Raw genomic sequence first — 21089 nt, 5'->3', positions numbered from 1 at the left:
GCTACAATGTAAAATCGAAATTACGCCACAGATCAATTGTTCCGTTTCGCTCAAACTACACGGCAAGGTGGCGCCAGGCGGAGATCCGAAGCGTTACGAAATCCTTAATTCTTGTCCGCGAGCTGGAAACCATGGGCGAGCGGGTCGCGATCGTCGATGAAGATGGTGTTGTAGCCGGTCATCCTCGCCCAGCCTTCGATCGAGGGAATGATCGCATCGTGCGGGCCAACCTTGGCGGCCGCCTCGACCCGGCCGCGGAACAGCGTGCCGATGATGCTCTCATGCACGAAGTCGTCGCCGACCTTGAGCCGTCCCTTCGCCGCCCATTGCGCCATGCGCGAGGAGGTGCCGGTGCCGCAGGGCGAGCGGTCGAGCGCCTTGTCGCCGTAGAACACGGCATTGCGGGCATGGGCATCCGGCTTGGTCGGCGCACCTGTCCAGAGGATGTGGCTGAGGCCGTTGATCGCCGGGTTCTCCGGATGGACGAACTGGTATTTGGCGTTGAGCGCGGCGCGCAGCTTCGGGCTCCAGCGCAAGAGGTCGGACGGATTGACCTCGGCGATGTCGCGGATCGCCGCCTGCGGGTCGACGATCGCGTAGAAATTGCCGCCATAGGCGACGTCGACCGTGACCTCGCCGAGGCCGTCGACCTCGGCGCTCAGCCCGGTCGCGTGCAGATAGGAGGCGATATTGGTGATGCGGACGCTGTCGACATAGGGGCCGTTCTGGACATAGGTCGCGGTGACCAGCCCGGCGGGCGTGTCGATCTTCAGGACGCCCGGTGTCTTCGGCGTCACCAGCCCGCGCTCGAGCGCCATGGTGACGGTGCCGATCGTGCCATGGCCGCACATCGGCAGGCAGCCGGAGGTCTCGATGAACAGGAAGGCGATGTCGGCGTCGGGGCGCGTCGGCGGGTAGAGGATCGCGCCGGACATCATGTCGTGGCCGCGCGGCTCGAACATCAGCCCGGTGCGGATCCAGTCGAACTCGGCCAGGAAATGCGCCCGCTTCTCGACCATGTTGGCACCTTCGAGCCGCGGGCCGCCGCCGGCGACGAGCCGCACCGGATTGCCGCAGGTGTGGCCGTCGACGCAGAAGAAGGTGTGGGTCGCCATGGCTGATCCTCAGAACGAAATACAGGCCGGGCGCAGGATGGTGCCGACCGATTGCTGGTGGAAGCGGGTCTTGTAGGCCTGGGCGACGGCGGCGAGCCGGGCGCGGCCTTCCGGTTCGTCCTTCAGCGCGATGAGCAGGAGCTTGCTCGGCTCGCGGATCAGGGCGCCGCTGGCGGTGTCGCGGTACTGTCCGCTCGCGTCGAGGACGGTCAGCCCGTCCGGAAAGCGCGGCGTCACCTCCTCATCGACGAAGCGGCGGAAGGCGGCTTCGCTGACGCCGAGACGCTCGCCGACCTTGCGGCCGAAGAGCAGCTCGGCGGTGAGCATCGCCTCCTGGCCGGGGCGGCAGGTCTGGGGAGGCAGACTGGCGCAGCCGGCCAGGATGATCGCGGCCAGAATGATCGCGGCGAGGCTGGGAAAGGCGAGTCGGCTCATGGTCTTGCGACCTGCGGTTCGCGTATTGATTCAGTCGCTTGATCCGTTGATTCAACTGGTGCGCGCCGGAACCGAAACCCGGCCGGCTTGCGCGCCATGCAGAGCTTGCCGCGGCCCGGCCAGCCATTGATGAGGATGATCGGGCCGCCGCTCGCCATTGTCGTTCAGAAGCGCTGCGGGCTGAAATGGTCAAGATCGATCGCCGGCTCCCGGTCGGCGATGAGATCGGCGATCAGGCCTGCGGTCGCGGTCGACTGGGTCATGCCGTAATGGCCGTGACCGAAGGCGTAGAGCACGTTTCGGTTGCGGCTCGCCCTTCCGATGACCGGCAGCGAATCCGGCAGCGAGGGCCGAAAGCCCATCCAGAGCTGGCCGCTGTCGAAGGCGGGCAGCCCGTCGACCAGCGTTGCGGTCTTGTCGTAGAGCGCCCTGGTGCGGGCATGGTTCGGGGCGGCTTGCAGGCCGCCGAACTCGACGGCGCCACCGATGCGCAGGCCGCTTTCGAGTGGGGTCATGACGAAGCCGTCATCCTTGAAGCCGATCGGCCGGCTGGTCAGCCCGGTGACGCCGGGAAAGCTGACATTATAGCCGCGCTCGGTCTCGAGCGGGATGCTGTCGCCCATCGCGGCGGCCAGCGGCTTCGACCAGGCACCGGCGGCGATGACGACGCGATCGACCACGCGCTGCCAGCCTTCGGGTCCGATCAAAGCAGGGCGCTCGCCCTGGGAGATGTTGCTGATCTCGGCCTTCTCGAAGGTTGCGCCGCGGGCGAGCGCGGCCTCGTAGAGCGCCAGGGTCAGGCTAAGCGGGTCGCTGATATGGGCAGCGTCGGGGTGGAAGGAGGCGCCGGCGAAGCGGTCCTTCAGGGCCGGCTCCATCTGGCGCAGCTCCTGCGGCGCCAGCATGTCGACCGCGATGCCGGCGGCGCGCTGGCGCCGGGCGAGGGCTTCGAGATCGGCGGTGTCGCGCGCATCGCGATAGGCGTAGAGCGCGCCGCGGCGGTGGATGTGCCCGCCGAGCCCGGCCTTCTCGGCGCGCGCCAGCCAGGCCGGCAGCGCCAGTTGCTGCAGGGCGACGAGGCCGGTGATCGAGCGCTCATAGGCGGCCGGGCGCGCCGCGAGCAGGAAACGCGCCAGCCAGGGCAGCAATTGCGGGAGATAGCCGAGGCGGATCGCCAGTGGCCCGAGCGGATCGAGCAGGAAGCCCGGCACCTTGCGCAGCATGCCCGGGCTGGCGATCGGCAGGATGTCGGTATGGGCGATGATGCCGGCATTGCCGCGCGAGGGGCCGAAGGCCGGCCCCTCCCTGTCGAGGATCAGGACCTCGTGGCCTTCGTCCAGCAAGGCATGGGCGGTGGCCACGCCGACAATGCCCGCTCCGACGATCGCGACCTTCATGCGGCAGCGAGCTGCTTGAGGGCTGACGGCTGTTTGACCTCGATCTCGATGAAGGCGATCGGGTGGGGCGAGCCGTTCATGACGTCGTGCTGGATGCCGGCCTGGCGCATATAGGACTGGCCCTGGACCAGTGGCACGTCGGTCGCGTTCTGCCCGTCATGGATGCGCAGCGTGCCGTCGACCAGCATGATCACGAAATAGGGCCAGCCATGGCTGTGCCAGCCGGTGACGGCGCCGGGCTCGAAGTCCCAGCGCGTGATCCGGATCGCTTCGTCATCCTGCTGCACCGTGGCGACGGCAGGGATGGTGCAGGTGAAAGCCATGTCTCCTCCAATTCGACTGGCAGGCCTTGTCGCCCTCGCGCGCCGGCCGGCGCATGCGGTTCGACCGCCTGAAGTTGGCCCAGCGGCACGAAGGCGTCGAGATCGCGGGGCGGGGGCCGGCAATGCGCCGGGCGCCGTCGGTCTTGCTCGGCGATCTTCCTTGCGCGCGGGCGGCTTTCGGCGGCAGATAGCCGCCGATCACCCTTTCGACAGGATTTCGAGGTTTGATATATCAATGAGGCGAGCAGCGTCAAACCTCGGTTTCCGGCGGGCTGGAGCGTCGATGTGAACCGGTCCGGCGTCGTTGCGGCGGATGGCGGGGAGGCGGCGGAGCGCTCCGCTCCGGAGAGCCTCGCCGATCTCGCCTATCGCCGTCTCGAAGAGGCGATCGTGACGCTGTCGCTGCGCCCCGGCGCGATCCTGAACGAGGCGCAGATGATCGCTCTCGTCGATCTCGGGCGCACGCCGGTGCGCGAGGCGCTGATCCGGCTGGCGCAGCAGGGGCTGGTCGAGATCCTGCCGCGCAAGGGCATCGCGATCACCGATATCGACGCCATCGACGTGATGGCGGCTCTCGATGCGCGCGAGGTGCTCGAGCGCCTGATCGCCGCAGAGGCGGCGCGCCGCGCCGGGCCGGGCGAGCGCATCGCGATCCTGAGCAAGGCCAAGGCGATGCGGCGGGCGGCGGAAGGCGGCGACGTCAACGCCTATATGCGGCTCGACAAGGAGTTCGATGCGCTGATCGCCGCGGCGGCGCGCAGCCCCTATGCGGTGCGGGCGGCCGAGCCGCTGCAGGCGCTGCTCCGCCGGGCCTGGTATTTCTTCGAGAGGCAGGACGATCTGGTACCGGCGGCGGGTCACCATGTCGCTCTGGCGCAGGCGCTGGCATCCGGCCGGCCCGAGCCGGCGCTGGAGGCCTGTGACGCGCTGATGCGCCATCTGCGTGCCGGCCTGCTGGCGACGCTCGGGCGCGAGTGAGCCGGCGCCGCACAGGCGAGCGAAGCCGGATTGATATATCTGACCTTGCCTCCTCTGCCTCGCACTTTGCCGGGAGCGATCTGGCCATGGCGCGGCAAAGTCCGTAAATGAGCGGCATGAACGCTTCTTCGCCAGATACGGGCCGATGATCAAAACTCTTGAGGCGGCGCTTGCCGCCGCCGTGCCCGAAGCGGCGGCCTTTCGCGATGCGATGGCCGAGGTCGCGAGTGCTGCCCATCTCGTCACCACCACCGGCCCGTCCGGACGGGCCGGGATGACGGCGACCGCGATTGCCTCGGTATCCGATGCGCCGCCGACCCTGCTCGCCTGCATCGAGGCCGGCAGCCGCACGCTCGCGGCGATCGAGGCGAGCGGCTTCTTCTGCGTCAACACGTTGTCGGCGCTCGATTACGAGCTTGCCGGGGTCTTCTCCGGTCGAGCCGGCATTTCGGGCGAGGCCCGTTTTGATCGGGGCGAATGGACGGTGCTGGCGACCGGCGCCCCGGTGCTGAAGAGCGCGCTCGTTTCCTTCGACTGCCGGCTGGTCGCGGTCCACCCGGTCGCGACGCACAAGATCCTGATTGGCGAGGTCGTGGCGCTCGGCGGCGGCGGCGCCGGCGAGGGGCTGGTCTATCGCAAGCGCCGCTTCGGCGGCTTCTGAAGGTCTGCCGCTGATTCCCTGAGCCCTCATCCTTCGAGACCGCCCTGCGGGCCTCCTCGGGATGAGGACTCGGTTTTCGTGTCGGGCGTCCTCGGTTTCAGCCCTTCGCCTTCTCCGCCTCGATTTCGGCGATGACGCTCGCCGCCTCCTTGAAGGCGTGGTTGGCGGCGGGGACGCCGGCATAGACGGCGGCCTGGATCAGCAGTTCCTTGATGTCCTCCTGGCTCAGCCCGTTGTTGAAGGCGGCGCGGACATGCAGGCGGAACTCGCCCCAGGCGCCGAGCGCGACCGTGATCGAAAGCACGATCAGCGAGCGCTCGCGGCGGGAGAGGCCGGGGCGGTTCCAGATGTCGTTCCAGGCGGTGCGGGTGATGAACTCCTGGAAATCCCGGTTGAAATCGGTGATTCCGGCGGTGGCGCGGTCGACATGGGCGTCGCCGAGCACGGCGCGGCGGGTCTTCAGGCCGTTCTCGTAGCGGGTCTTGTCGTCCATGGTTCAGCCTTTCAGGAAGTCGGTCACCGCCCGGCCGAAGGCTTCGGGCTGTTCGAGATTGGAGAGATGGGCGGCGGCGAGCTCGATGCGCTGCGCACCGGGGATAGCATCGGCGATCTCGTGGCCGGCCGCGGGCGGTGTCGCCGGGTCGCGCTGACCGATGACCACCAGGACGGGATTGCGGACGGCGCGGATCGTCTCGCGCTGGTCCATATCGCGGATCGCGCCGCAGCAATTGGCGTAGCCGAGCGGCGGGGTGGTCGCGAGCATTTCGCTGACCTTGGCGACGGTCTCCTTGGCGGTTTCGCGGAACTCCGGCGTGAACCAGCGCTCCAGCGTCGGCTGCACCAGCACGCTCATGCCCTGCGTGCGGACGGTGCGGATGCGGCCGTCCCATAGTTCGGGCGGGCCCATATGGGCGGCGGTGTTGGCGAGCACGACGCGCCCGAGCCGGTCGCCATGATGCGTCGCCAGCCATTGCCCGACCATGCCGCCCTTGGAGAGCCCGCACCAATGCGCCTTGTTGATGCCGAGCGCATCGAGGATGGCGAGCGCGTCATCGGCGAGCATGGCGATGGAATAGGGCTCGTCCGGTGCCGGCGAGAGGCCGTGCCCGCGGCTGTCATAGCGCACGACGCGGAAATGCCTGCTCCATTCCGGGATTTGCGGATCCCACATCGAAAGATTGGTGCCGAGCGAATTGGAGAGCAGCAGTACGGGCGCGCCCTCGTCGCCATCGATCCTGATATGGAAGTCCTCGCCCCTGACCTTCAGCATCGGCATCGGCGTTCCTCTCCTAGGGAGTTGCGGTGCTGATCGCACCATCTTTGGCAATCGAAAGCCGCTTGCCGGCGAGACCGGCCTGGATCGCGGCGGGAAGCTTCAGGGCAGGGGGCGTCGGCCAGCCCATCTCGCGGGCGACGACGAGGCCGAGCAGCAGGATCGCATCCGGCTCGGCGATCAGGATCGCGGCCGGCGCCTTGCCGGCATGGACGAGCTCGAGCAGCACGGCCGAGGCCGAGGAGGAGCCGATCGTACCGGGCAATGCCAGCACCATGCCGGCGACGCTCTGGCCGCGCTGCGGGTGGCGGGCGTCGATGATCGCGCCGCTGCGCGGATCGACGCCGCCCCAGAAGCTGATCGGGGCGGTCAGGGCGAGGCAGGGGGCGGTGACCGCCTCGCCGGGCAGGAGGATCTCTGCGCTCACGCCCATGTTCGTCAGGCCCATGTTCTCGGCTCCCTGACGAGCCGGCCGGTGACGGCGCTCTCGACGCATTCGGCGAGCGAGCCATAGGTCACGGCATAGCCGGTATTGCCGGGCGCATAATGAGCGAACTTGCCGGAATTGGTCATCAGCACCCCGCCCTTCAGCGCGGGCAGGATCGGCGTCACCACCACGCAGGTGTCGACGACGAAGACGACCCCCGCCTGTTCGAGGGCGCTGCGCCGGCCCTGTTCCTCCAGCGGCTTCAGGACATGGCGGCCAGTATTGGCATAGAGCGGCCGCGCGAGCTTTCGGCCCGCCAGGCGCCGTTCGAGCGCATCGATCTCGGCGAGCGAGAGATGCGGCGAACCGATCGCGACGGCGTCGACCTGGTCGCTCGTGCCGGATGTCGAAAGCCGCGCCAGCTCGGCCGCGATGCGCTCCGGGGTGACGGTCACGACGCGCTCCGGTGCCTGGCCGCCGAGTGCGGTCGAGAGGTCAGGCGCTTCCGGCGTCATGCCGGCGACATGGAAGAGGCCGACGCCCCCGGCCGAGGCCGCCGCGGCGCCGAGGGCTTTCAGTCTGTCCTCGTCGGGAAGTCCCTGCAGCCCATCGATCACCGCGATCTCGCTGCCGGCCTCGCGGCCGAGCAGGGCGCCGAGCACGGGGTAGAACACTTCGGCGCTGCGCAGGGCCTGCGACAGGCCGGAGAGGTCGAGGACCAGCGTCGCGCGCCGGTTCTCCGGCCGGTGCAGGCCGTAATCGGGCGCGCGGCCGGCAACGGCGCAGGCGATGTCGAGGAAATCGCCATAGCGGTTGGTGCGGGCGCCGAGCACCGAATTGCAGAAGACCACGGCATTGGATTCGCCCCAGGCGACGTCCGTGCCCTGACTCGGCCGATGCCCGGCCTGATAGGGCGCGCAGGTCCAGCTCGGCTCGCAGCCCATCGCCTCATAGGCACGCATCATCCGGGCCGCCATCGCATGCCGGGCCGGCGGCAGGCGGGTCGCGACGCAGCCATACGGGGTCAGCGCGCCGACATTGAGGGTGGCGCGCACCGCGACGCTTGCGCCGCCCGCGACCAGCCTCTCGGCGAAGAGCGTGCCGGAATCGCCATGGTAGAGCGCGCCGTCGATATGGGCGGAAGCGACGGGGATCAGCCTGGGCGCGCCCATCAGCCGGGCCGCCTCGGCGACGATGCGCATCGCCATCGCGGCGCCGTCGCCTTTGGCGCCGGCGGCGATCTCGCGCTCCTGCGGCGAGAGCTCAGCCATTGCCGCTCATATATTCCCGCTCCTCCTCATAGAGCACCAGGACACGGTCGATGATGGCGTCGGTGGCGCCGCGATAGGTCGTGGGATCGAAGAGGTCGTCCAGCGCCTCAGGCGAAAGCCTGCCGGCGAGCGCCGGGTGATCGGCGAGGACGTCCTTGAGATGGCGGCCGCTGGCGATGCAGTCGCGGCTGGCCTCCTCGAGCAGATGATGGGCTTCGCCGCGGCCGATGGTCTGCGCGAGCGCGAGCGAGGCGCGTTCGGCCATGACGAGCCCGTTGGTGAGATCGAGATTGTACTGCATCTGCTCGGGGAAGACCTGGAGCCCCTCGATCAGCGTGACGGCCTGGTTCAGGGCCGCGCCGGCAATCAGGAAGAGTTCGCGCAATGTCAGCCATTCCGCATGCCAGCCGCCCATGGCGCGCTCATGCTCCTGCGGCATCGCGGCGAGCATGGTCGAGACCAGGCCGGGCGCGCGCTTGGCGGCTGAAAGGATCAGCGTGCACAGCACCGGGTTGCGCTTGTGCGGCATCGCCGAGGAGCCGCCCTTGCCGGGCGCTTCCGGCTCGGCGAGCTCGCCGATCTCGGTCTGCGCCATCAGGGCGATATCCCCGGCCATCTTGCCGAGATGGCCGAGAAGCAGGCCGAGTTCGGTCGCGATCCGGGCGGGACGCCGGCGCTCGCTGTGCCAGGGCACGCGGACGGCGCCGATCGAGGGCATGATGCGGGCGAAGGCTTCCGAGACCGCGTCGGCCTTGTCGCCGAGCGCGGCGAGGCTGCCGGCGGCGCCGCCGAGCTGATGCGCCGACTGGCCCCAGATCATGAAGTCGTCGTGGAAGGCGACGATCGGACCCAGCCAGTTGGCGGCCTTGAGCCCGAAGGCGATCGGCACCGCATGCTGCAGGAAGGTGCGGCCGATCATCGGCGTGCGGCGATGCTCGCGGACGAGCCCGGCGAGTGCGTGGGCGAGACGGGCCGAGCGCTCCAGCAGCAGTTCCCAGGCCGCGCGATATTGCTGGGCCTGGCCGGAATCGATCACGTCCTGGCTGGTGGCGCCGAAATGCACCCATTTCGCCGCTTCCGGATCGGTCGCGGCGACGCGCGCGGTCAGCGCCTTGACCAGCGGGATCGCCGGATTGCCGGCGAGCGTCGCGGCCCTGCCGATGGCGGGGATGTCGTAGAGCCCGGCCTCGCAGACTCTCGCTATCGCCTCGGCCGCGGCGGCGGGAATGACGCCGGTCTCGGCCTGCGCCTTGGCGAGCGCCGCCTCGAAGTCGAGCATGCCCTGCAGGCTCGCCTGGTCTTCGAACAGGGCCGCGAATTCGTGATCGGCGAAAAGCTCGCCATGAAGTCCGGCGAGCTCAGCCATGCCCGGACGGGCCTTCGTGCGGAGCAGTCGGTGCAACCCACATCCCAGCTTCGTCCTCTTGTGCGCGCCGGTGCTTTCCGGCCATGGATGAGAGCGTACCGATTTTACGCGGAACCATCACCGTCATCCTGGGCGCCCAAAGGGCGTCCCGGGATCCATCATAGGGTTCGGTGCCTCATGATGGATTCCGGATCTGCGCGGCTTTGCCGCTTGTCCGGGGCGACAGTCTGATTTCGCGTGAAATCCGCATGCTACAGGGGAACTTGGATAGACCCGAGGCGAGGGCGGCCGCAACCTGTCGGGCGTCGGTCGGGCCGTGAGGGATGGGAGTGACGCCATGGCGATGACCATGAACGGAGAAGCGCTGCTGCCGGCCGCCAAGGCGGTGGTCTGGGCCAAGCTCAACGACCCGGAAGTGCTGAAGGCCGCCATTCCCGGCTGCGAGCAGCTCACCAAGGACGACGACACGCATTTCTCGGCGGTGGTCAAGGTCAAGCTCGGCCCGGTCAAGGCGACCTTCAAGGGCAAGGTCGAATTGCAGGATCTCGACCCGCCGAACGGCTACCGCATCGCCGGCGAAGGCGAGGGCGGCATCGCCGGCTTCGCCAAGGGCGGCGCCAGGGTCACGCTGGAGGATGCCGAGGGCGGCCAGACGCTGCTGCGTTACGAGGTCGAGGCGCAGGTCGGCGGCAAGCTGATGCAGCTCGGCTCGCGCCTGATCGATTCGGTCTCGAAGAAGCTGGCCGACGAGTTCTTCGCCAATTTCGCCAAGGCGGTGAGCGAAGGCTGAAGCGGCCTTCGATTTGCTCAGCCCTCATCCTGAGGAGCGCCGCTGGCGCGTCTCGAAGGATACTCCAGCGATCTTCCGAGCCTCCTGAAACATCCTTCGAGACGCCGCTAACGCGGCTCCTCAGGGTGAGGGCTTGGAGGGGGCGTATATCAGGGAGCTACGAAGCCTTGCGCAGGGCCGCCAGCGCCTCGCTGACCGTGGCCTCGGCGGCGCCGACCTGCTGGGCGATGTCGGCGGCGGCGGCATTGGCCCGGCCGAGCGCCTTTTCGGTGGTCTCCAGGCTGTCATTGACGCGATTGGCGCTGCCGATCGCCTCGTCGGAGCTGCTGGCGACCTCGGCGGCATCGCGCGAGATGCCGGTGGTGACGTAGCTCTGCTGGGCGACCGCCTCCGAGATCGCCTCGGAATCGGCCTTGATCTCGCCGATCGTCATGCCGATCGAGGCGGCCCGCTCGCTGCAGGCCGCGGCACTGGCGGTGAGCTCTGCGATCTGGCTGGAGATGTCCTGCGTCGCGCTCGCGGTCTGGGTCGCTAGGGTCTTGACCTCGGCGGCGACCACCGCGAATCCGCGCCCGGATTCGCCGGCGCGCGCGGCCTCGATCGTGGCGTTGAGCGCCAGCAGGTTGGTCTGCGCGGCGATGTCGGCGATCATGCCGACGACGGTGCCGATATTGCCGGTGACCTCGCGCAGCCTGGCGATCGCCTCGTTCATCGCGCCGGCATCGGCGACGGCGCGATTGGCGATGTCGAGGCTCTGGCGGGCGCGCTGGCCGATCTCGGCGATGTTGAGCGCCATCTCCTCGGAAGCGGCGGCGGTCTGCATCGCCTTCTCGCGGACCAGCATCGAGGTCCTGGCGACCGAGCCGACCTGATCCTTGATGAAGCTGCTCGCCCCGGCGGTCTCGCTGGCGGTCGCCATGAATTGTTCGACGGCGCCGCTGATCCTGGTGTCGAGCTGGCCGATGCGGGAGGTCAGCGTGGCGGCGACCTCGTCGAGCGTCACGCCGCGACGCCGCGCCTCCGCGGCCTCGAATTCGCGGTCCAGCGACATGGCCGTGTTGACGTCATAGGTCAGCACCCGCTCGATGATGAAGAGATCGCGCGGGATGTCGCGCCGCGAGAAGACGAGCCGCGTCCGGCTCTCCTCCAGGAAGATCCGGAACAGGGTGAAGGCGATCGAGGTGCGGGCGCGGGCCCCGACGCCGGCACGGCGCTCGAGCACGGTGAGCTGCTCGAGCGAATCGCAATAGCGCTGGTCGAAATCGGCGTCGAAGAGCAGGCGGAAATGGTCGGCTTCGGCGGCGTAGAGTTCCGCCGCCATGGGTGCGACACCGTCTTGCAGGCGCGGATGGATCGCAAAGGCCCGCGCGAAGTCGTCCTCGACGACCTTGGCGATGACCCGCTCGACGATGGCGCGATAGCGGCGCAGCCGCTGCCGCTGCGCCTCGTCATAGCCGATCGCGCCCAGCCGACGCTGGACATGGTCGAGAAGCGTGGCCAATCGCACAACCCATGATGGCGACGATCTCAAGTCGTCGTTCAACGGGCGATACTGCACGGCGGAGGTTAAGAAAGCGCAAAAGGCGCGGCTTGTGCCGGATTGGCCTGGCGAAAGCTGCCCCTGTTCGCAAACGGCGTCAAAACGCCGCGAAAACGGCGTTCTCGATCGGTGGCCTCCCGCTTGACCGCGGAAAATCCCGAGTCCACATTCAATTTGAAGTTGTTCCAAGAAAAATCCGTTTCCGGGGCAAGCGCGCCGGGGACGTGCATGGTCCGGCGGTCGAGCTGTCTTCCGCCGGGCTGCTAAAACAGGCTTTCGGAGGGAGTGCCCCATGGCCAATGTGACCATGACGGTGAACGGCAAGACCGTCACCGCGAATGTCGATCCGCGCACCCTCCTGGTGCAGTTCCTACGCGAAAATCTCCGGCTCACCGGTACGCATGTCGGCTGCGACACCAGCCAGTGCGGCGCCTGCGTCGTGCATCTCGACGGAAAAGCCGTGAAGTCCTGCACCACGCTTGCGCTCGCCTGCGAGGGGGCCTCGGTCACGACCATCGAAGGACTGGCCAATGGCGGCGCGCTGCATCCGATGCAGGAGGCCTTCCGCGAGCATCACGGCCTGCAATGCGGCTTCTGCACGCCGGGCATGATCATGTCGGCGGTCGACATGGTGAACCGCCGTGGCCACGCGCTCGACGAGAAGACGATCCGCGAGGATCTCGACGGCAATATCTGCCGCTGCACCGGCTATCACAACATCGTCAAGGCGGTCGCCGCCGGCGCCGAGGCGATGGGCAAGGGCGCGGCCCCGGCCCGCCAGGCCGCCGAATAGCGCTTTCCGGAAGGCCGCCTCCGGCAGGACCGGCGCGGCCTTCTTCCGATGCGATCCCCGCCAGACACGCTGCCAACGCCCGTCAAGAGGCGACATGCCAGGAGGAATCCATGTCCGCTACCGGAATCGGCGCTCCCGTCCGCCGCAAGGAAGACCATCGCTTCATCACCGGCCAGGGCCGCTATACCGACGACATCAACCGGCCGGGCCAGGCGCATGCCTATTTCCTGCGCTCGCCGCACGCGCATGCGACGCTGAAGAAGATCGACACCAAGGCCGCGGCGGCAATGCCGGGCGTGCTCGGCATCTTCACTGGCGACGACCTCGCCGCCGACAAGATCGGCGGGCTGATCTGCGGCTGGATGATCCACAACAAGGACGGCTCGCCGATGAAGGCCGGGCCGCATCCGGCCCTGGCGCAGGGCAAGGTCCGCTATGTCGGCGACCATGTCGCGGTCGTCGTCGCCGAGACGCTGGCGCAGGCGCGCGATGCGGCTGAGGCGATCGAAGTCGATTACGGCGTGCTGCCGGCGGTGGTCGACACCGCGACGGCCGCGCAGACGAAAACACAAGTTCATGCCGAGGCGCCGGGCAATACGGTGTTCAACTGGCATCTCGGCAACAAGGATGAGACCGAGAAGGCCTTCAAGGCCGCCAAGCATGTGACGAAGCTCGATCTCGTCAACAACCGGCTGGTGCCGAACGCGATGGAGCCGCGCGCCGCGGTCGGCGATTACGACCAGGGCGAGGGGGCGTTCACGCTCTATACGACGAGCCAGAACCCGCATGTGGCGCGGCTCGTGCTCTCGGCCTTCATCGGCATCGCGCCGGAGAACAAGCTCAGGGTGATCGCGCCGGATGTCGGTGGCGGCTTCGGCTCGAAGATCTTCATCTACGCCGAGGAGACGGTCTGCGTCTGGGCGGCGAAGAAGGTCGGCCGCCCCGTGAAATGGACCTCGGACCGCACCGAGGCCTTCCTCTCCGACGCGCATGGCCGCGATCACGTCACCCATGCCGAGCTCGCCACCGACGCCGAGGGCAAGATCCTGGCGATGAGGGTGCACACCACCGCCAATCTCGGCGCCTATCTTTCGACCTTCTCCTCCTCGGTGCCGACCTATCTCTACGCGCCGCTGCTCTCGGGCCAGTACGACATCCCGGCGATCTATTGCGAGGTCGACGCCGTCTATACCAACACCGCCCCGGTCGACGCCTATCGCGGCGCCGGGCGGCCGGAGGCGACCTTCGTGGTCGAGCGCCTGATCGAGGTCACGGCGCGCCAGCTCGGCAAGGACCCGGCCAAGTTCCGGATGCAGAACTACATCAAGAAGTTCCCGCATCAGACGCCGGTGATCATGATGTACGACACCGGCAATTACGGCGCCTCGATGAAGAAGGCGCTGGAGCTGATCGACTATAAGGGCTTCGCCAAGCGCAAGCGCGATTCCGGCCGCAACGGCAAGCTGCGCGGCCTCGGCTTCTCCTCCTATATCGAGGCCTGCGGCATCGCGCCTTCGGCGGCGGTCGGCTCGCTCGGCGCCGGCGTCGGCCTGTGGGAATCGGCGGAGGTCCGGGTCAACCCGATCGGTACCGTCGAGGTGCTGACCGGCTCGCACAGCCATGGCCAGGGCCATGAGACGACCTTTGCCCAGCTCGTCTCCGACCGGCTCGGCGTGCCGCTCGAAAACGTTTCGATCGTCCATGGCGACACCGACAAGGTGCAGATGGGCATGGGCACCTATGGCTCGCGTTCGGGCGCCGTCGGCATGTCGGCGATCGCCAAGGCGCTCGACAAGGTCATCGCCAAGGGCAAGAAGGTCGCCGCCTATGTGCTGGAGGCCGACGAGGCCGATATCGACTTCAAGGACGGCAATTTCCTGGTCAAGGGCACCGACCGGAAGCTCGATTTCGGCTCCTGCGCCCTGCAGGCCTATGTCGCCCACAAGTTCAACGGCCAGGACCTCGAACCGGGGCTGAAGGAAGGGGCGTTCTACGACCCGACCAATTTCACCTTCCCGGCCGGCGTCCATATCTGCGAGCTCGAGATCGATCCCGACACCGGTGTCACCCGGATCGAGCGCTGGGCCGCGGTCGACGATTTCGGCAACGTCATCAACCCGATGATCGTCGAGGGCCAGGTCCATGGCGGTATCGCCCAGGGCGTCGGTCAGGCGCTGCTCGAAGGCGCCCGCTACAATGCCGACGGCCAGCTCGTGACCGCGAGCTTCATGGATTACTGCATGCCGCGGGCCGACGATCTGCCGTCCTTCCAGGTCGGCATGACGGTGACGCCATGCCCGTCCAACCCGCTCGGCATCAAGGGCTGCGGCGAAGCGGGCGCGATCGCCTCGCCGCCCGCCGTGATCAACGCCATCACCGACGCGCTCGGCCATGAGGACATCGCCATGCCGGCGACGCCGCAGGCGGTCTGGCGCGCGGCGCAGAAGACGCTCAGCCGTATGGCTGCGGAATAGACAAAGCGCGTCATGGCCGGGCCTGCCCCGGCCATCTCTCCCAGGAGAGGCGCCGCGAGCGCGCCCTGGAAGAGATGCTCGGGACAGGCCCGAGCATGACGCTCACGGAACCCGAGCGGAGAACGACCATGTACGCTTTCACCTATCACCGCCCGACCAGCGCAAGGCAGGCCGCCGGCCTGCTCGCCAAGAAGGAAGATGCTAAGCTGCTCGCCGGCGGGCACACTTTGCTGCCGACGATGAAGCAGCGTCTGGCCTCGCCGGCTGCGCTGGTCGATCTCTCCTCCTGCGCCGATCTCAAGGGCATCGCCCGCAAGGGCCGCAATCTCGTGATCGGCGCGATGACCACCCATGCCGAGGTCGCGGCCTCGCCGGAGGTGCAGGAAGCGATCCCGGCGCTGGCCTATCTCGCCAGCCATATCGGCGATCCGCATGTGCGCCATCGCGGCACGATCGGCGGCTCGGTCGCCAATAACGATCCGGCGGCCGATTATCCGGCGGCGCTGCTGGCGCTCGGCGCCACGATCGTCACCAATCAGCGCAAGCTTAGCGCGGCCGAGTTCTTCACCGGGCTTTACGAGACAGCGCTGGAGGAGGGCGAGATCATCACCAAGGTCTCGTTCCCGCTGGCCTCTAAGGCCGGCTACGCGAAGTTCCGCAACCCGGCCTCGCGCTATGCGCTGGTCGGCGTCTTCGTCGCCAAGCGCGGCAGCGAGGTCGCGGTCGCGGTCACCGGGGCGGGCGAGGGCGGCGTCTTCCGCTGGCCGGAGGCGGAAGCCGCGCTGAAGGCGCGTTTCGCGCCGAAGTCGCTGGACGGGCTGAAGCACTCCGCCAAGGGCATCAATGCCGACATGCATGCCGATGCCGAGTACCGCGCCCATCTGATCGGCGTGATGGCGAAGCAGGCGGTGGCGCAGGCGACCGGGAAGGGCTGAGCGGCCAGCCGCTCCCTTCTCCCCTTGCGGGAGAAGGTGGCCCGAAGGGCCGGATGAGGGGTCGATCAGGTCTTGAGGGCTCTGGGGAATGCTGCGCGGCACCTGTGGCCAGCGTCGCGCGACCCCTCACCCCAACCCTCTCCCGCAGGGGGAGAGGGGGCAGGTCGTGGATCGCCTTTCGGGCAGCGTCGACTCAATAAAAGAACCGCTCCTCGACGATCTTGCCGTCCTTGACGGTGTAGAGCCCGACCTCGTGCATCTTGCGCCGCTCGCCGCTCTCCTTGACGGTGACGTCGACATAGAAGGTCACGGCGAACTGTTCGCCGTTGAGATAGGGCCCTTCGGTGGTGAACTCGTGCAGCTCGTGATTGGCGACCCACCATTCGCCCTTCTGCCTGACGGCGTCCTTGCCGCGGCAGACCTCCATCGGGCCGGGCATGTTCTCGTAGCTGACGATCTCGTCGGCATTATAGGCGCTCGCGGCCTCGTCGTGCCGGCCATCCTTGAGCAGGGCGACGAAGTCGGTGGCGAGCTCGGCTGTGCTGGTCATGGTCTTGTCCTCCGCCCGCGATCCTGCCGAGCTTCGGGTCAGAAGCTGTCAGCAGGATGACCTTGCGTGAGGGGCTAATGCAGATCGCGCGAGTAGACGAATTTCGGCATGCTCCAGTTGAAGCGCAGCGCCATGATCCGCAGCACCAGCCCGACGGCCATGGCGAGGATGGTGACGAGGTCGTGCGGCAGCTCCACCCTGAGGCCGCCGAGATAGATCAACCCGGTGACGACCGAGACCGTCGCATAGAGTTCGCTGCGGAAGAGCAGGGGGATGTCGGCGCAGAGCATGTCGCGCAGTACGCCGCCGACGCAACCGGTGATCAGCCCGGCCGTGATCACGATGATGAAGGGCTGTTGCATCTCCAGCGCGACATTGCAGCCGATCACGGTGAAGAGCACGAGCCCGACCGCGTCGAGCAGCAGGAAGATCTTGCGCAGCCGGTACATGAAGCGGGCGATGAAGATGGTGAACAGGGCCGCCGCCGCGGTGATCAGCAGGTAGTGCGGATGCTTGACCCAGCTCAGCGGGTAATGCCCGAGCAGCATGTCGCGGACCGAGCCGCCGCCGAGCGCCGTGATGCTGCCGAGCATGCAGACGCCGACCCAGTCCATGCTGCGGCGGCCGGCCGCCAATGCAGCCGACATGGCTTCGACGATGATCGCGACGATGTACATTGCGCCGAGCACGCCGGAATCTCCGCTCGCTATCAACCGGACCTGTTAGGGACTAAGGAAAGCCACAGGTCAAACCGGTCTTGCGGGGCTGGCGACGCTTCGACATCTTCCAGGACCGGGACCTCATGACGCCTGCCATGCCGACCTCGATCGACGAAACCCTCGCGCTGCTGCAATCCCAGGGCTATGTCGCCGACCGCGCGCTCGCGACGGTGCTGTTCCTGGCGCTCAGGATGAAGCGCCCGCTGCTGCTCGAAGGCGAGGCCGGCACCGGCAAGACCGAGATCGCCAAGGTTCTGGCTGCCGGGCTCGGGCGCCGGCTGATCCGGCTGCAATGCTATGAGGGGCTCGATCTCGCCTCGGCCGTCTACGAGTGGAACTATGCCGGGCAGATGATGGCGATCCGCCTCGCCGAGGCCGGTGGTATCGCGGGGGATCGCGAGCGGCTGGAAAGCGACCTGTTCTCCGAGCGTTATCTCGTCAAGCGCCCGCTGCTCCAGGCGCTGGAGCCGCAGCAGGGCGGGGCGCCGATCCTGCTGATCGACGAGCTCGATCGCACCGACGAGGCCTTCGAAGCCTTCCTTCTGGAAGTGCTGGCCGATGCGCAGGTGACGATCCCCGAGCTCGGCACGGTCAAGGCCGCCGAGCCGCCGATCGTGATCCTGACCTCGAACCGCACGCGCGAGATCCATGACGCGCTGAAGCGGCGCTGCCTCTATCATTGGGTCGGCTATCCAGACGCGGCCCGCGAACTCGCCATCCTGAAGGCCAAGGCTCCGGCGGCGCCGGCCAAGCTGGCGAAGCAGGTGGTTTCCTTCGTGCAGGCGATCCGCAAGGAGGAATTGTTCAAGGCGCCGGGTGTCGCCGAGACGCTGGACTGGGCGAGCGCCCTCGTCGAGCTCGATGCGGTGGCGCTCGACCCGGCGATCGTCTCTGACACGCTCGGCGCGCTGCTGAAATACCAGGACGACATCCAGGCGATGCAGGGCTCGAAGGTCGGCGAATTGCTCGACCAGGCCAAGCAGGCGGCGCGGGGGTAGTGCATCGTCATGGTCGGCCTTGTGCCGACCATCCACGTCTTCCCTGCATCCGCGCCGCCAGACGTGGATGCTCGGGACAAGCCCGAGCATGACGGAGTGAGCGATGAACGACGACATCAAGGCGATCGAGGCCGCGACGCAGACCTATCTCGACGGGCTCTATGAGGGCGATGTCGAAAAGCTCGCTTCGGTCTTCCACCCGACCAGCGCACTGACCCAGTCGCTCGACGGCGAATTGAAGGTCGTGCCGCGCGAAAACTGGTTCGAGGCGGTGCGGGGCCGCAAATCGCCGAAGGCGGCGGGGCTCGAGCGCGGCGACCATGTGCTGGCGATCGACCTCGTCGGGCCGTCCATGGCGCTGGTCAAGGTCAAGTGCCAGATGCCGCCGCGCTATTTCACCGACCTGCTCTCCTTCCTCAAGGTCGACGGCAAATGGGTCGTGGCGCAGAAGGTGTTCATGACCGAGACGGGGACGTGACGACGACGTCCGGAATGAGAGGCGCGGTGAACCCCTCTCCCAGATGGGAGAGGGGCAGGGGTGAGGGACCGCCCTTTCACCATCAGGCCCCAGCGTTGCCGGCACGCCTTCTGCGGAAACGGCAGGCCCTCATCCGGCGCTCCGCGCCACCTTCTCCCATCCGAGAGAAGGAAGGTCGCGTCGCGCGCTTCGTCGGCGGTGCAAGACGTGGATGCTCGCCACAAGGGCGAGCATGACGGTGGAGATATGACCGGAAAGCTGCCCGAGAATGTCGCCTATTTCGCCCGCGCCCTGCGGATCGCCGGTCTGCGCGTCGGGCCGGGCGCGGTGGTCGAGGCGGTCGAGGCGCTGGCGGATGGCGCGCTCGGCGGCCGCGAGGACGTCTATTGGGCGCTGCATGCGATCTTCGTGAAGAAGCACGAGGATTCAGCGGTCTATGATCAGGCTTTCAGGCTGTTCTGGCGCCGGCGCGGGCTGATCGAGAAATTGATGGCGCAGATGTCGCCGGTAACGCCCCGGGTCGATGCGCCGCCGCAGAGGCCCGAGGCGGGAGCCTTGCGCGTCGCCGAGGCCTTCGCGCCGCCGCCGGCGGAGGAGGAGCCACCGCCGGTCGAACTGACGGAATTGTCTGCGCGGCTGACGGTTTCGGAACGCGAGACCCTGAAATCGCGCGACTTCGCCCAGATGAGCGCCGCCGAGATCGCAAAAGCGCGCCAGCTCATCGCGGAATTGCGCCTGCCCGATGATGCCGTGCCGACGCGGCGCTTCCAGGCGGCGCATGCCGGGGCGCGGATCGATCCGCGCCGTACTTTCCGCCGCTCGCTGAGGGGCGGCGGCGCTTCGATCGATCTCGCCTTTCGCGAACGGGCACAGGTGCATCCGCCCTTGGTGGCGCTGGTCGACATCTCCGGCTCGATGGCCGAATACTCCCGGATCTTCCTGCATTTCCTGCACGCCGTCACCGAGCAGCGCCGACGCGTGCATTCCTTCGTCTTCGGCACGCGCCTGACCAATGTCACCCGCAGCCTGCGCGCCCGCGATCCCGACGAGGCGCTGGCGCTGGCCGGCAGGGCAGCGCCAGACTGGGAGGGCGGCACCCGCATCGCCTCGGCCTTGCATGCCTTCAACCGGACCTGGTCGCGCCGCGTGCTGTCCGGCGGCGCCGTCGTCCTTTTGTTCACCGACGGGCTGGAGCGTCATCTCGATGACGAGCTCGGCTTCGAGATGGACCGGCTGCAGCGCTCCTGCCGCCAGTTGGTGTGGCTCAACCCGCTCCTGCGCTATGATGCCTTCGAGGCGCGGGCGAGCGGCATCAGGGCGATGCTGCCCCATGTCGACTCCTTCCGGCCGATCCACAATCTCGCGGCGATGGCCGATCTCTGCGCCGCGCTTTCGCCCGATGCACGGCAGGCAGGCGATCCGCGCCAGTGGTTGAAGAGGGCGGGTTGAGGCATGATGTCTTCCAAACCAGCCCTCATCCTGAGGAGCGATCGCAGATCGCGTCTCGAAGGATGTTCCAGAGTATACTGGAGCCGTCCTTTGCAACGCCGTTGCGCGGCTGCTCTGCGCGATGGCTGAGAGGGAGGCGACAGTCATGATCAGCACTGACACCGACATCCTCGCCACTGCCGAGGCCTGGGCAAAGGCCGGGCGCGGCGTCGCGCTCGCCACCGTGATCGAGACCTGGGGCTCGGCCCCGCGTCCGGTCGGTTCGCATCTCGTCATCGACGGGGAAGGGAATTTCCTCGGCTCGGTCTCGGGCGGCTGCGTCGAGGGCGCCGTCGTCGAGGAGGCCGGCGAGGTGATCGCGCAGGGCAGGGCGCGTACGCTCGAATTCGGTGTCGCCGACGAGGCCGCCTGGAAGGTTGGGCTTTCCTGCGGCGGTCGGATCAAAGTCTATGTAGAGCCGGTCCGCGGCAAGGAAACGAACTAATGGCCTCCTGGGAAACCCTCGTCGCCTTTGCGACGCTGACCTTGCTGGTCGCTTACTTCCCCGGCCCGGCGCTGCTCTACACGGCGGCGCAGACCATCGCCCATGGCCGCAAGGCCGGGCTGATGGCGATGCTCGGCATCCATCTCGGCTGCTATGTCCATGTCTTCGCCGCGGCCTTCGGCCTGTCGGCGGTGTTCAAGCATGTGCCCGAGCTCTATTTCGCGGTGAAGATCGCCGGCGCGCTCTATCTGGTCTGGCTCGGCATCGGCATGATCCGTTCCAAGCTCGGCTCGTCCGAGGAGCGCCCGGTCGCGCCGCCGAAGACGGTGAAGCGGGCCCTGGTCGATTCCTTCATCGTCGAGATCCTGAACCCCAAGGTCGCGCTGTTCTTCATCGCGCTCCTGCCGCAGTTCGTCGATCCCTCGGCTTCGCTGCCGGTCTGGGCGCAGTTCCTGATCCTCGGCACGATCGTCAACTTCTCCTTCTCCTCGGCCGATCTCGTCACCGTGTTCGGCGCTACCCTGGTGATGAAGACGATGAAGGCGAGCCGCGCCGGTTTCGGCATCGGGCGCTGGCTCGGCGGCGGCATGATGATCGGGCTCGGGGTCAAGCTCGCGGTGGACAAGGGCTAGG

23 protein-coding genes are annotated in these 21089 nt (G+C 67.7%); 11 read left to right on the top strand and 12 right to left on the bottom strand.

Annotated elements, in window-relative coordinates:
• Positions 1-104 precede the first annotated feature (104 nt).
• The 4 genes from ACWGRX_RS19855 to ACWGRX_RS19840 all read right to left on the bottom strand — a co-directional run bounded on the left by ACWGRX_RS19855 (position 105) and on the right by ACWGRX_RS19840 (position 3270).
• The gene (locus ACWGRX_RS19855) at positions 105-1115 is read right to left on the bottom strand and encodes a 4-hydroxyproline epimerase (protein WP_291647466.1); all 1011 of its coding nucleotides are present in this window, start codon (positions 1113-1115) and stop codon (positions 105-107) included.
• Positions 1116-1124: 9 nt separating this feature from the next.
• Positions 1125-1550, bottom strand: coding sequence for a DUF3574 domain-containing protein (locus tag ACWGRX_RS19850; protein ID WP_452118941.1), 426 nt, complete (start codon positions 1548-1550; stop codon positions 1125-1127).
• A gap of 164 nt (positions 1551-1714) precedes the next feature.
• Positions 1715-2947, bottom strand: a complete 1233-nt coding sequence (locus ACWGRX_RS19845; protein WP_452118940.1) for an FAD-binding oxidoreductase — start codon at positions 2945-2947, stop codon at positions 1715-1717.
• Positions 2944-3270, bottom strand: a complete 327-nt coding sequence (locus tag ACWGRX_RS19840) for a cupin domain-containing protein (protein WP_291638752.1) — start codon at positions 3268-3270, stop codon at positions 2944-2946. Before ACWGRX_RS19840 ends, ACWGRX_RS19845 begins: the two co-directional genes overlap by 4 nt.
• Before the next feature lie 285 nt (positions 3271-3555).
• Here ACWGRX_RS19840 and ACWGRX_RS19835 point away from each other — a divergent pair, with 285 nt between their 5' ends.
• Both ACWGRX_RS19835 and ACWGRX_RS19830 read left to right on the top strand, forming a co-directional pair.
• A complete protein-coding gene (locus ACWGRX_RS19835; RefSeq protein WP_452118939.1) occupies positions 3556-4248 on the top strand; it encodes a GntR family transcriptional regulator in 693 nt (230 codons plus the stop codon).
• 145 nt (positions 4249-4393) lie between these two features.
• On the top strand, positions 4394-4909 hold the full coding sequence (locus ACWGRX_RS19830; protein ID WP_291638750.1) for a flavin reductase: 516 nt from the start codon (positions 4394-4396) through the stop codon (positions 4907-4909).
• Positions 4910-5006: 97 nt separating this feature from the next.
• Here ACWGRX_RS19830 and pcaC read toward each other — a convergent pair whose 3' ends face one another.
• From pcaC to pcaB, 5 genes are read right to left on the bottom strand one after another with little or no spacing between them, the layout of a single operon-like run.
• Positions 5007-5402, bottom strand: coding sequence for a 4-carboxymuconolactone decarboxylase (gene pcaC, locus ACWGRX_RS19825; protein WP_291647458.1), 396 nt, complete (start codon positions 5400-5402; stop codon positions 5007-5009).
• A 3-nt stretch (positions 5403-5405) separates the two neighbouring features.
• A complete protein-coding gene (gene pcaD, locus ACWGRX_RS19820) occupies positions 5406-6185 on the bottom strand; it encodes a 3-oxoadipate enol-lactonase (RefSeq protein ID WP_452118938.1) in 780 nt (259 codons plus the stop codon).
• Between the two features lie 13 nt (positions 6186-6198).
• Positions 6199-6630, bottom strand: coding sequence for an aconitase X swivel domain-containing protein (locus ACWGRX_RS19815; protein ID WP_452118937.1), 432 nt, complete (start codon positions 6628-6630; stop codon positions 6199-6201).
• Complete coding sequence (locus ACWGRX_RS19810) at positions 6621-7880, bottom strand: aconitase X (protein WP_452118936.1); 1260 nt, start codon at positions 7878-7880, stop codon at positions 6621-6623. Before ACWGRX_RS19810 ends, ACWGRX_RS19815 begins: the two co-directional genes overlap by 10 nt.
• Positions 7873-9246: a 3-carboxy-cis,cis-muconate cycloisomerase gene (gene pcaB, locus ACWGRX_RS19805; protein ID WP_452118935.1), complete on the bottom strand. Its 1374-nt coding sequence runs from the start codon at positions 9244-9246 to the stop codon at positions 7873-7875. The genes ACWGRX_RS19810 and pcaB overlap by 8 nt, the downstream gene beginning before the upstream one ends.
• 337 nt (positions 9247-9583) lie before the next feature.
• Between pcaB and ACWGRX_RS19800 the strand changes: the two genes are divergently transcribed.
• Entirely contained in the window at positions 9584-10036 is a 453-nt protein-coding gene (locus ACWGRX_RS19800; RefSeq protein WP_291638744.1) for an SRPBCC family protein, read from the top strand.
• 157 nt (positions 10037-10193) lie between these two features.
• Here the strand turns inward: ACWGRX_RS19800 and ACWGRX_RS19795 are convergent, their stop codons facing one another.
• Positions 10194-11537: a methyl-accepting chemotaxis protein gene (locus ACWGRX_RS19795; protein WP_452118934.1), complete on the bottom strand. Its 1344-nt coding sequence runs from the start codon at positions 11535-11537 to the stop codon at positions 10194-10196.
• A gap of 331 nt (positions 11538-11868) precedes the next feature.
• On the opposite strand from ACWGRX_RS19795, the gene ACWGRX_RS19790 reads away from it, so the two are divergent.
• The 3 genes from ACWGRX_RS19790 to ACWGRX_RS19780 all read left to right on the top strand — a co-directional run bounded on the left by ACWGRX_RS19790 (position 11869) and on the right by ACWGRX_RS19780 (position 15778).
• On the top strand, positions 11869-12369 hold the full coding sequence (locus ACWGRX_RS19790) for a (2Fe-2S)-binding protein (RefSeq protein ID WP_291638742.1): 501 nt from the start codon (positions 11869-11871) through the stop codon (positions 12367-12369).
• Positions 12370-12479: 110 nt separating this feature from the next.
• A complete protein-coding gene (locus ACWGRX_RS19785) occupies positions 12480-14843 on the top strand; it encodes a xanthine dehydrogenase family protein molybdopterin-binding subunit (RefSeq protein WP_452118933.1) in 2364 nt (787 codons plus the stop codon).
• A gap of 128 nt (positions 14844-14971) precedes the next feature.
• Positions 14972-15778: an FAD binding domain-containing protein gene (locus tag ACWGRX_RS19780; protein ID WP_452118932.1), complete on the top strand. Its 807-nt coding sequence runs from the start codon at positions 14972-14974 to the stop codon at positions 15776-15778.
• A 193-nt stretch (positions 15779-15971) separates the two neighbouring features.
• Here the strand turns inward: ACWGRX_RS19780 and ACWGRX_RS19775 are convergent, their stop codons facing one another.
• A complete protein-coding gene (locus tag ACWGRX_RS19775) occupies positions 15972-16328 on the bottom strand; it encodes a nuclear transport factor 2 family protein (protein WP_452118931.1) in 357 nt (118 codons plus the stop codon).
• Between the two features lie 74 nt (positions 16329-16402).
• Positions 16403-17005 carry a trimeric intracellular cation channel family protein gene (locus ACWGRX_RS19770; RefSeq protein WP_291640901.1) on the bottom strand — a complete coding sequence of 201 codons (603 nt, stop codon included), beginning with the start codon at positions 17003-17005 and terminating at the stop codon, positions 16403-16405.
• A 125-nt stretch (positions 17006-17130) separates the two neighbouring features.
• On the opposite strand from ACWGRX_RS19770, the gene ACWGRX_RS19765 reads away from it, so the two are divergent.
• The 5 genes from ACWGRX_RS19765 to ACWGRX_RS19745 all read left to right on the top strand — a co-directional run bounded on the left by ACWGRX_RS19765 (position 17131) and on the right by ACWGRX_RS19745 (position 21088).
• The gene (locus ACWGRX_RS19765; RefSeq protein WP_291640893.1) at positions 17131-18045 is read left to right on the top strand and encodes an AAA family ATPase; all 915 of its coding nucleotides are present in this window, start codon (positions 17131-17133) and stop codon (positions 18043-18045) included.
• 103 nt (positions 18046-18148) lie between these two features.
• Positions 18149-18523: a nuclear transport factor 2 family protein gene (locus tag ACWGRX_RS19760; protein WP_452118930.1), complete on the top strand. Its 375-nt coding sequence runs from the start codon at positions 18149-18151 to the stop codon at positions 18521-18523.
• A 246-nt stretch (positions 18524-18769) separates the two neighbouring features.
• Positions 18770-19972, top strand: a complete 1203-nt coding sequence (locus ACWGRX_RS19755; RefSeq protein WP_452118965.1) for a vWA domain-containing protein — start codon at positions 18770-18772, stop codon at positions 19970-19972.
• A gap of 145 nt (positions 19973-20117) precedes the next feature.
• Positions 20118-20456: an XdhC family protein gene (locus ACWGRX_RS19750; RefSeq protein WP_452118929.1), complete on the top strand. Its 339-nt coding sequence runs from the start codon at positions 20118-20120 to the stop codon at positions 20454-20456.
• A complete protein-coding gene (locus ACWGRX_RS19745) occupies positions 20456-21088 on the top strand; it encodes a LysE family translocator (protein ID WP_291640886.1) in 633 nt (210 codons plus the stop codon). The genes ACWGRX_RS19750 and ACWGRX_RS19745 overlap by 1 nt, the downstream gene beginning before the upstream one ends.
• The last annotated feature ends 1 nt before the right edge of the window (position 21089 follow it).

This window comes from Allobosea sp. NPDC055594, assembly GCF_053618995.1.
Note: the sequence above shows the minus strand (reverse complement) of the source record. Positions and strands in the feature narration are given on the sequence as shown.

Excerpts from the sequence above, each read along its gene's own strand:
- ACWGRX_RS19790 (WP_291638742.1), top strand. The coding sequence starts at position 11,869 with ATGGCCAATGTGACCATGACGGTGAACGGCAAGACCGTCACCGCGAAT.
- ACWGRX_RS19810 (WP_452118936.1), bottom strand. The coding sequence starts at position 7,880 with ATGGCTGAGCTCTCGCCGCAGGAGCGCGAGATCGCCGCCGGCGCCAAA.
- ACWGRX_RS19850 (WP_452118941.1), bottom strand. The coding sequence starts at position 1,550 with ATGAGCCGACTCGCCTTTCCCAGCCTCGCCGCGATCATTCTGGCCGCG.
- ACWGRX_RS19840 (WP_291638752.1), bottom strand. The coding sequence starts at position 3,270 with ATGGCTTTCACCTGCACCATCCCTGCCGTCGCCACGGTGCAGCAGGAT.
- pcaD (WP_452118938.1), bottom strand. The coding sequence starts at position 6,185 with ATGCCGATGCTGAAGGTCAGGGGCGAGGACTTCCATATCAGGATCGAT.
- ACWGRX_RS19830 (WP_291638750.1), top strand. The coding sequence starts at position 4,394 with ATGATCAAAACTCTTGAGGCGGCGCTTGCCGCCGCCGTGCCCGAAGCG.
- pcaC (WP_291647458.1), bottom strand. The coding sequence starts at position 5,402 with ATGGACGACAAGACCCGCTACGAGAACGGCCTGAAGACCCGCCGCGCC.
- ACWGRX_RS19770 (WP_291640901.1), bottom strand. The coding sequence starts at position 17,005 with ATGTACATCGTCGCGATCATCGTCGAAGCCATGTCGGCTGCATTGGCG.
- ACWGRX_RS19815 (WP_452118937.1), bottom strand. The coding sequence starts at position 6,630 with ATGGGCCTGACGAACATGGGCGTGAGCGCAGAGATCCTCCTGCCCGGC.
- ACWGRX_RS19755 (WP_452118965.1), top strand. The coding sequence starts at position 18,770 with ATGACCGGAAAGCTGCCCGAGAATGTCGCCTATTTCGCCCGCGCCCTG.
- pcaB (WP_452118935.1), bottom strand. The coding sequence starts at position 9,246 with ATGGCTGAGCTCGCCGGACTTCATGGCGAGCTTTTCGCCGATCACGAA.
- ACWGRX_RS19780 (WP_452118932.1), top strand. The coding sequence starts at position 14,972 with ATGTACGCTTTCACCTATCACCGCCCGACCAGCGCAAGGCAGGCCGCC.
- ACWGRX_RS19855 (WP_291647466.1), bottom strand. The coding sequence starts at position 1,115 with ATGGCGACCCACACCTTCTTCTGCGTCGACGGCCACACCTGCGGCAAT.
- ACWGRX_RS19800 (WP_291638744.1), top strand. The coding sequence starts at position 9,584 with ATGGCGATGACCATGAACGGAGAAGCGCTGCTGCCGGCCGCCAAGGCG.
- ACWGRX_RS19775 (WP_452118931.1), bottom strand. The coding sequence starts at position 16,328 with ATGACCAGCACAGCCGAGCTCGCCACCGACTTCGTCGCCCTGCTCAAG.
- ACWGRX_RS19845 (WP_452118940.1), bottom strand. The coding sequence starts at position 2,947 with ATGAAGGTCGCGATCGTCGGAGCGGGCATTGTCGGCGTGGCCACCGCC.
- ACWGRX_RS19750 (WP_452118929.1), top strand. The coding sequence starts at position 20,118 with ATGATCAGCACTGACACCGACATCCTCGCCACTGCCGAGGCCTGGGCA.
- ACWGRX_RS19760 (WP_452118930.1), top strand. The coding sequence starts at position 18,149 with ATGAACGACGACATCAAGGCGATCGAGGCCGCGACGCAGACCTATCTC.
- ACWGRX_RS19765 (WP_291640893.1), top strand. The coding sequence starts at position 17,131 with ATGACGCCTGCCATGCCGACCTCGATCGACGAAACCCTCGCGCTGCTG.
- ACWGRX_RS19785 (WP_452118933.1), top strand. The coding sequence starts at position 12,480 with ATGTCCGCTACCGGAATCGGCGCTCCCGTCCGCCGCAAGGAAGACCAT.
- ACWGRX_RS19745 (WP_291640886.1), top strand. The coding sequence starts at position 20,456 with ATGGCCTCCTGGGAAACCCTCGTCGCCTTTGCGACGCTGACCTTGCTG.